The 7,854-nt window shown below is 64.9% G+C and carries 10 protein-coding genes; 3 read left to right on the top strand and 7 right to left on the bottom strand.

Going from position 1 to position 7,854, the window contains the following annotated elements:
- Positions 1 to 89: 89 nt before the first annotated feature.
- From SLUN_RS31660 to SLUN_RS31650, 3 genes are read right to left on the bottom strand one after another with little or no spacing between them, the layout of a single operon-like run.
- On the bottom strand, positions 90 to 1,637 hold the full coding sequence (locus SLUN_RS31660) for a long-chain-fatty-acid--CoA ligase (RefSeq protein WP_306610722.1): 1,548 nt from the start codon (positions 1,635 to 1,637) through the stop codon (positions 90 to 92).
- 5 nt (positions 1,638 to 1,642) lie between these two features.
- Complete coding sequence (hemA, locus tag SLUN_RS31655; protein ID WP_108153369.1) at positions 1,643 to 2,929, bottom strand: 5-aminolevulinate synthase; 1,287 nt, start codon at positions 2,927 to 2,929, stop codon at positions 1,643 to 1,645.
- 55 nt (positions 2,930 to 2,984) lie between these two features.
- Positions 2,985 to 4,568 (bottom strand): class I adenylate-forming enzyme family protein, encoded by a 1,584-nt coding sequence (locus SLUN_RS31650; RefSeq protein WP_108153368.1) that lies wholly within the window; start codon positions 4,566 to 4,568, stop codon positions 2,985 to 2,987.
- 219 nt (positions 4,569 to 4,787) lie between these two features.
- Between SLUN_RS31650 and SLUN_RS41660 the strand changes: the two genes are divergently transcribed.
- Positions 4,788 to 4,910, top strand: a complete 123-nt coding sequence (locus SLUN_RS41660; protein WP_257153832.1) for a hypothetical protein — start codon at positions 4,788 to 4,790, stop codon at positions 4,908 to 4,910.
- A gap of 150 nt (positions 4,911 to 5,060) precedes the next feature.
- On the opposite strand, the gene SLUN_RS31645 is transcribed toward SLUN_RS41660, so the two are convergent.
- Together SLUN_RS31645 and SLUN_RS31640 are read right to left on the bottom strand one after the other, a co-directional pair.
- Entirely contained in the window at positions 5,061 to 5,270 is a 210-nt protein-coding gene (locus SLUN_RS31645) for a hypothetical protein (protein WP_108155049.1), read from the bottom strand.
- On the bottom strand, positions 5,267 to 5,551 hold the full coding sequence (locus SLUN_RS31640) for a hypothetical protein (protein ID WP_257153949.1): 285 nt from the start codon (positions 5,549 to 5,551) through the stop codon (positions 5,267 to 5,269). Before SLUN_RS31640 ends, SLUN_RS31645 begins: the two co-directional genes overlap by 4 nt.
- Here SLUN_RS31640 and SLUN_RS41655 point away from each other — a divergent pair.
- Positions 5,483 to 5,629 carry a hypothetical protein gene (locus tag SLUN_RS41655; protein WP_257153968.1) on the top strand — a complete coding sequence of 49 codons (147 nt, stop codon included), beginning with the start codon at positions 5,483 to 5,485 and terminating at the stop codon, positions 5,627 to 5,629. The two genes, SLUN_RS31640 and SLUN_RS41655, sit on opposite strands and share 69 nt — an antisense overlap.
- A gap of 109 nt (positions 5,630 to 5,738) precedes the next feature.
- Positions 5,739 to 6,290 carry a transposase family protein gene (locus SLUN_RS31635; protein ID WP_257153831.1) on the top strand — a complete coding sequence of 184 codons (552 nt, stop codon included), beginning with the start codon at positions 5,739 to 5,741 and terminating at the stop codon, positions 6,288 to 6,290.
- Here SLUN_RS31635 and SLUN_RS31630 read toward each other — a convergent pair.
- Positions 6,278 to 6,985: a 4'-phosphopantetheinyl transferase family protein gene (locus tag SLUN_RS31630; protein ID WP_306610721.1), complete on the bottom strand. Its 708-nt coding sequence runs from the start codon at positions 6,983 to 6,985 to the stop codon at positions 6,278 to 6,280. The two genes, SLUN_RS31635 and SLUN_RS31630, sit on opposite strands and share 13 nt — an antisense overlap.
- 26 nt (positions 6,986 to 7,011) lie before the next feature.
- Positions 7,012 to 7,854, bottom strand: a complete 843-nt coding sequence (locus SLUN_RS31625) for a metallophosphoesterase family protein (protein ID WP_108153364.1) — start codon at positions 7,852 to 7,854, stop codon at positions 7,012 to 7,014.

The following is a 7,854-nucleotide window of genomic DNA, read 5'->3' as shown; positions in this document are numbered from 1 at the left end:
CCTATTTGTTACGTACGATGCTTGAGCGGAGGCGCAGCACCCGCAGCCGCACTGCGGGTGCTGCACCCATGTGATTCTGTGGCGGCCGGTCAGCCGCATAGTGACGAGCCGGCGGTCGACTCGTATTTCGAGACGAGCATCCGCTTGAGAACCTTTCCGCTGGACCCCATCGGGAGAGCGTCGGTGAACTCGACTCGACGAGGGTACTTATATGCGGCGAGGCGCTGTTTGCCCCATTCAATGATCTCTTCATCCGATCCAGAGGTCACGCCCTCCGGGCGGGCAGGCACGACAATCGCCCAGACCTCCTCACCAAGCACAGGGTGCGGAACACCGATAACTGCCACCTGCGCCACGGCCGAATGCCCGAGGAGGATTTCCTCGATTTCGCGCGGATAGACGTTGTAGCCACCACGCAGAATCAAGTCCTTCTTACGGCCCACGACCGAAAGGTAGCCGTCGCCATCCAGCCTGCCGAGATCGCCGGTAAGGAACCAGTCGTCGATCAGAACCTCGGCGGTGATATCTGGGCGACCGAGATATCCGGCCATGACGTTCGGACCGCGCACCACGATCTCGCCCACCTCACCGGCGGGCAGGAGATCTATCCTGTCGGAATTCGGCCGAGCTATACCGACCGTGATGCCAGTGATCGGAACACCGACTGTTCCGGATCGAAAAGTCAGGCCGGGATAGTGATAGGCAACGCTACAAGAGGTCTCGGTCATCCCGTACCCCTCGTACACAGGACATCCGAACGCGCTTCGGACATCCTCGAGGGTCTTGACCGGAAGCGCGGATCCCCCGCTGTACACGCGGTCGAGCCGAGGAACCTGCTCTCCCTGGGCCACCGCATCGAGCAACTTGAAATACATTGTCGGCACACCCATGAAAACCGTGCACCGGTGTTTCGTCATCAGCGCGAGGGCCTCCCGCCCGGAGAACCTCGGCATCATGACGATGGATATACCGGCGCGGAAGCCCGTCAGCATGCCACAAATCTGACCGAAGCCGTGGCTCAGCGGCAAGCACCCGAGCAATACGTCGTCACTCCGGAACGCATACGGAGTGGTGACCATCCTCTCGACGTTGTACAGAATATTCCGGTGGGTGAGCATCACCCCTTTCGGCTCACCCGTCGTACCGGACGTGTAGAACACGACCGCCACATCGTCGGGTTCCCGCACTGCGGAATCGTCGATCGGCGCTGTTTCCTGTGCCGCGTTCTCCAGGTCGACAGTGCCCGCGGGGCCCGGGCCGACAGTGAGGAGCACCGTGCCGAGCGGCTCCGCCTCCTTGCTCGCCCGGGCGAGCAAGGAGGCGGAGCACACCAGAAAATGGGCGTCGGCATCGGTCAGGACGTGATCGATCTCCGACGCGGTCGACATGACATTCAGCGGGATCGCGACGGCGCCGGCCGCCAGCACGCCGAAGTACACAGCGGGAAACTGCGGGGTGTCGACCAGGAGCATGGCGACCCGGTCTCCTGGCCGTACCCCGTTGGCTCGCAGCACGGAGGCGTAGCGGCGCGCCTGTTCCCACAGCCACCCGTAGGTGAAATGCTCGGACTCGTAGATCACGGCCGAGTGGTTGGGTCGCTGCGCCGCCGTGTCGGCCAGCACGCCGGCAACTGACATGGTCATTACGGCAGCAGTCCGTCTTTCGCGGCGGTGCGGGCGCCGCCACCGCAGAGCTCGGACGTGAACCAGTCTCGGGCACTCGCGGTCGGGATGTTCAATTCCTTCCAGATTCCATGAAGTGCGTGGGCGAAGTTCTCGACATCGTTCTGATCGTGCACGGCAGACGGAGCGATGCGCAGGATCTCCTCGCCCGCGGGCACGCTGGGGGCATTAATGGACTGGACGTAGATCCCGTGCCGCTCGAACAGCAGCTGGGACGCCCGCTTGCACATATCGTCATCACCGACGAAGGCCGCAACGATATGGGAGTCCGTCGAAATGAACGGGATGTCGGCCGCGATCAGAAGGCTGTGCAGAAGCCGCGCATTCTCCGAGAGAAGCTTTCGCTCGACATCGGAGGACCGCAGGTACTGAACCGACGCCAGCGAACCGGCCGCGACCGCCGGCGGCAGCGAGGTGGTGAAGACGAACGAGCGCGAATAGGTCCGCACCGCGTCCACGAGGGCAGCCGGTCCCGCAATGTAGCCGCCGACCGTTCCGTAACCCTTTGCCAAGGTACCCATCACGACGGTGAACCGATCGGCTATGCCTTCCCGCGCAGCGATGCCGGCGCCCTGCGGGCCGTACATACCGACCGCGTGGACCTCGTCGATGAAGGTCGTGGCACCGTACTTGTCCGCAATGTCGGCAATCTCGGCGAGCGGTGCAACGTTGCCCGACATGGAATAGACCGATTCCACGACGATAAGCTTCGGGCGGTCGGCGGGAGCGGCCGCGATCAATTCTTCCAGGTGGGCGACGTCGTTGTGCCTGAAGACGTGCTTCTGCGCACCGCTGTGCCGGAGACCGTCGATGATCGAGGCGTGGTTCTTCGCATCGGAAAATACGACGGCATCCTTCGGCAGCCCCGCCAGCACGGAGAGCGATCCCTCGTTGGCTGTGTATCCCGATGTGAAAAGGAGAGCGGATTCCTTGCCGTGCAGATCCGCCAGCTCATTTTCGAGAAGGACGTGATAATGGTTGGTTCCACCGATATTCCGGGAACCTCCGGAGCCTACGCCATGAGTATCGATCGCGGCGTGCATGGCCGCGATGACCTGGCGATTCTGGCCCATTCCCAAATAGTCGTTGCTGCACCAGACACTTACTTCCGAATCCACCCCATCACGCCGCGCACTGGCCATGGGGTAATGACCGGAACGACGGCCGATCTCCAGGAACTCGCGCTTGCTTTCAGCAAGATCGTCAGCGGTGTTCCCACTCAGGTATGATGCCAGGTGAACGTTCATTCACTCGCCTTCTCGACATAGCGGTTGGATTGGCCTGCGAACCGAAAGGTCTACGCTAGGAACATTGCGACTTCAGGAGCACCTTGTCGGGCTTGCCGTTGCTATTCATCGGCAGAGCGCTCAAGACATGTATCTTCTCGGGCACGTGAATCGGGGACAGCGCCTCAGCAATTCTCGCGCGGATATCTTCTACTTCGACCACCTCAGCCGGATCGCATTCGATTGCGGCGTGGATATGGTCGCTTCCATCCTCGTCCCGCACGCCGTAGACGGCGGCGTGCCGGACGCCTGGGTGGGAAAGAATTTCTGCCTCGAGAACTATTGGATGAACCTTGACGCCGCCGACCTTGATGACGTGGGCCACCCGACCCAAGAGAGTCAAATAGCCTCGCTCGTCGAGACAGCCGATATCTCCGGTGAAATACCAGCCGTCACGAAGAACTTGTACAGTCAATTCCGGGTTGCCGTTATAGCCATCCATCATCTGAGGCGAGCGGACACGAACCTCGCCGATTTCCCCCGCCGCCAACTGCGCGCCCGAATTCGAGTTGCAGACGACGACCTCCACCTCAGGGAAGGGCCGGCCGACAGTGGCCGCGAGTTCCGGATCGCCGTGCTCCTGAGGCGTCAGGATCGTGATCCGACCGCTCTCACTCGTGGCATACCCCTGCGCCAGAGCAGGGCCGAAAATCCGAAAAGCCTGTGCAATTCTAGCGGGCGCCGCGGGGCTGCCGCCGTAGACAATCCGCTTCAGCGAAGACAGGCCCGCAGCTTCCAAAGCGTCTCTGTCGCGGATTCCTCGCTCGAGCAGATGGTCGAGGACTTGGAACACGTGATTTGTCGCCATGAACGTCCACGAGACCCCCTTCTCCGCGGAGACGGTGTCCACGAATTTCTCGGCATCGAAGGTCTCATGGAGATAGAGCGCTCCGCCCAAGGCGAAGACTGCGTCTGCCATCGCGGCAACGCCATGACTCAGAGGGGTCGACACCAGGATCGACGCACAGTCGTATTCACGACCAACCTCCATCCATGCACGCATGGTGGCTTCCCATGCGCGGCCCCCCAACCGGATGCCCTTGGGCCGTCCCGTGCTGCCACTCGTGAAGCCGATGAAGGCTAGCGCATCCGGCTCCCATGACACGGCGTCCGGGGTATCGGCAACATCGACCCGGCCGACCTCATTGCGTTCCCCATGTTGACGTCGCGTTACAGGGATCCCACTACCATCAGCGAGCTCTGTCGCGCGCTCCGAATTTTCGGCATCGGCATAGACGGTCACGGTTTCGGTGTCGCGCAAGATTTGGATCTGGTGATCCAGCGGAAGGACCGTTGCCCTGGTACCAGGATTAGTGGTTCGCACATAGCACACGGCGCCGCCGAGCAGATGTGTCGCGTACCGCACGGTGAGCATCTCAGGGCTGTTGGGTGCGACCAGAATCGCTACCACATCCCCCTTACCCACTCCGCGATTGCGCAGCGCAAGGAACGTTTCAGTCACGGACCGAATCAGGTCACCACCGGAGAAGGCTTCGCAACGCCAATGAACGACATCGCGATCCGGCGCGGCTGCGAGCAGTGACAGGATCTCCGAGACATAACTTTGACTTGCACTCCACCAATGCTGGGGCAGGCTCATGGCATCTTCCTTTTATTTCACCAACAGCGATGTCATCCGATTGGGCGATTCAATCTTCGTCACGCAATCGAAGTAAGCGGTAGATCGTTCGACCAGCTATAACGGAGGGCCGGAAGGCACCCCGATCTGGGTAGCCGTTCGGCGCACGCGCCGCGGGAGACGCCACCGGCGGCGGAAGAGGTGTCGCCGTTCGCGGGGGCGGGGGACGCTCCGGGGACCGTGCGGGTCCATCAGACCGTGCCGAGGATCGGCCTTGCGGCCGAGACCGCGAAGACCGAGGGGGCACGCGCGAAGCTGAAGCGTCTGGTCGAACGGGGCCGGCTGGACGAGGCCTCGCCCTGAACCTCGCTCCATCGCGTGCACTCTGATCACGGGTGTCGGGCGGGTTCAGGGCGGTCTTTCGAGTGCGGGCAGCACGGTGTGCCGGGTGGCCGTCCGGTGCGGGTTCTCCGATGTCTTTCGGGTCGTGGGCGGGTAGGGCGGTCGCGGGGGTCAGCTGAGCATGCGCTGCCCGGTCGCAGTCCACAGGTCGGTGAAGTCGTCGGCCCGGCGCCGGCGTTCGGGCAGGCAGCACGCCGCGTCGGAGGCCAGGAACGCCACGACGTCCGCCACCTCCCCCAGCGTTCCCGTCCGCCCCTCCGGAGGCGTACGGCCGTCGATCGCGTCCCGGACGGTGGGCATCTGCAGGCCGAACGAGATCATCGGCGTATCGATCGGGCCGGGGGCCACGGCGTTGACGCGGATCCCGATGCCGATGGCGGAGAGGATGCGCTGCCACTCGTCCGGCGCCAGGTCGAGCAGGAGCGCGCCGCCCCGATGCCGGCCGCGTTGACCAGGACGTCCGGCGTCCGCGGCAGTGCGGCGAACGCCGCCTCCACCGCGTTGTGGTCCGTGGTGTCCACCGGATTGTCCGGGTGCGCGAGATCCAGCACGACGACCTCCGCCCCGTCCGCGCGGAAGCGCTCTGCACAGGCGAGTCCGATGCCGGAGCTGCCACCCGTGACCACAACCAACTGCCGCTCGCCGGGCTGCTGCGCCGCGTCGTCAGACCAACTCCCTGATGGAATCAGCTCCTTGCAGGAGTAACGACCTCGTGCATGGTTGGCGGTGCGGCGCAGGGGCTTGCTCCCTGATCATGTTCGCGTGGTGGGGAACGGGACTCGTGCAGCGGTGATCAACAATCGGAGGATCACGGGACTGGTCTTCATCGACCGGCTCCTGGCCACGCTCGTCCACCTTCGCCACGGCGCGACTCACGACGTGCTGGCCTGCTGGGTCGGTGTTGACCGCTCCACGATCACCCGGGCGATCGGCGAGGTGCGGCCGCTGCTCGCAACCCGCGGCTGCACCATCGCGGCCGGCATCCGGGTCCGCAGGCTGGGCCTGGTCAAGCACCTGACTGGTGGCCCGGCCGTGGAGATCCTTGCCGACGCCGCCTACCAGGGCCTGGCCGCCCAGACCGGCGGCCGCGTGGTGACACCACCGCATCGCAAGTTCAAGAAGAACCCACCGGACTGGTACGAGGAGATCTACGAGCGCCGGCGCAAGGCGCATTCCTCACGCCGTATCCGGGTCGAGCATGGCATCGCACACCTCAGGAACTGGCGGGCACTCGCCCGTCACCACGGCCGCCGCGACCACATGAGCGCCACGGTCCAAGCCATCGCCGGGCTGCTTTCACGCCAGCAGACCGCCACCCGCAGGCCCGGTCAGCCAAGGTGACCTCCGGCACTGACCGGCACCTTTCGACACGTCACCGGCCAGCCAGGAACCAGTTCGTCAGGCACGACCACCGCCTTCGGTACGGCGATGGCGGAGACCACAAGATTTCGCCGAGCCAGCCAACGGCCCTTCAGAAGACCGGACTCTCCCCTGTTCTGGGGCCGGGAAGGGATGATGCGTGCCGTGAAGGAGGCTGCCGCGGCGTCCACTTCGATGTCGGCGTCCTCGAAATCCAGTCGGCGCCCCGTGGCCGGATACCAGGCCTTGTAGACCGCTTCCTTCATGCTGAACAGCAGGCGGTCCCAGCACACGCCGGGTTCGGTCGCCCGGAGTCTGCGCAGCCGCGCGATTTCACCGGGCAGGGCAATGCTCTCCAACACGCCTGCGGGCAGCGGCTGATCGGGTTCCGCGTCGATCCCCATCATGGCGACATCGGACGTCAGGGCCAGGGCCGCGACGCGATAGCCGGTGCAGTGCGAAATGCTGCCCGTCACGGATTCCGGCCAGCGCGGCGCTCCGTGCCGGCCGGGCAGCAGGGGCCCGGGTGGCAGGCCGAGCTGGGCGAGGCAGCGTCGCGCGCACAGCCGTGCCGTGGCGAACTCACGCCGCCGACTGTCCACGGAGTTCGCGACGACCCTGGCCTCCTCCGGATACAGCTCGGCCGGTGCGGAGTCGTCGTACGCCTCGGCCACCACGACGTTCGGCGGCAGTATCTCTTCGATCACGGAGTTCTCGTCTCGGGCAGCACACGACGGGGGGCGTCGCGCAGGTGGCCGGGGCGGCGCCACTCGCGCGGATAGCCGACGAACACCTCCTCGAAGCACACGCCGTCGTGCCAGGTCGTCCGGGGGATGTGCAGATAGCCGTACACCACCGACCGGGCGCGGAACCGGCGGTGCCAGTCGGCCGTCCGCACGGTGCCGCACCACTGCGCGAACTCAGGGTGATACAGGATCCGGGTCGGATGGCGCACCAGCGGATAGTGGTTGACCAGCACCGTGGGCAGGTCGGGGTCGCACGCGGCGAGGCGCTGTTCGCTCTCCCGCACCCGGGCGTCGCACCAGGCCTCGCGGCTGGGATAGGGGTCCGGGTGGAGAAGGAACTCGTCCGTGCACACCACTCCCTTCTCGTACGCCTTCTCCAGCGCTGCTTCCTTGGTCACGGCGGTCGGCGTACGGAAGCTGTAGTCGTAGAGCACGAACAGCGGCGCCACCGTCACCGGGCCGCCCGCCCCGTCCCACACTGCGTAGGGGTCCTCCGGGGTGAGGATGTCCATCCCCCTGCACAGGTCCACCAGGTAGCGGTATCTCTCCTCGCCCCGGAGCTGCACCGGGTCCTCGCGGGGCGTCCACAGCTCATGGTTGCCCGGCGCCCCGCCGACCTTCGCGAAGTGGTCGCGCAGCGTGCTCAGAGCCCACTCGATGTCCTCGGTCAGCTCCCCGACATCACCGGCGACCAGCAGCCAGTCGTCGTCCGCCGTCGGCCGCAGGTTCTCCACGATCTTCCGGTTCTCCGGATGGCTGACGTGCAGATCGCTGATGCCGAGCAGGTTCGCCGGGGCCAT

Source organism: Streptomyces lunaelactis (genome assembly GCF_003054555.1).
GTDB lineage: Bacteria > Actinomycetota > Actinomycetes > Streptomycetales > Streptomycetaceae > Streptomyces > Streptomyces lunaelactis.
Note: the sequence above shows the minus strand (reverse complement) of the source record. Positions and strands in the feature narration are given on the sequence as shown.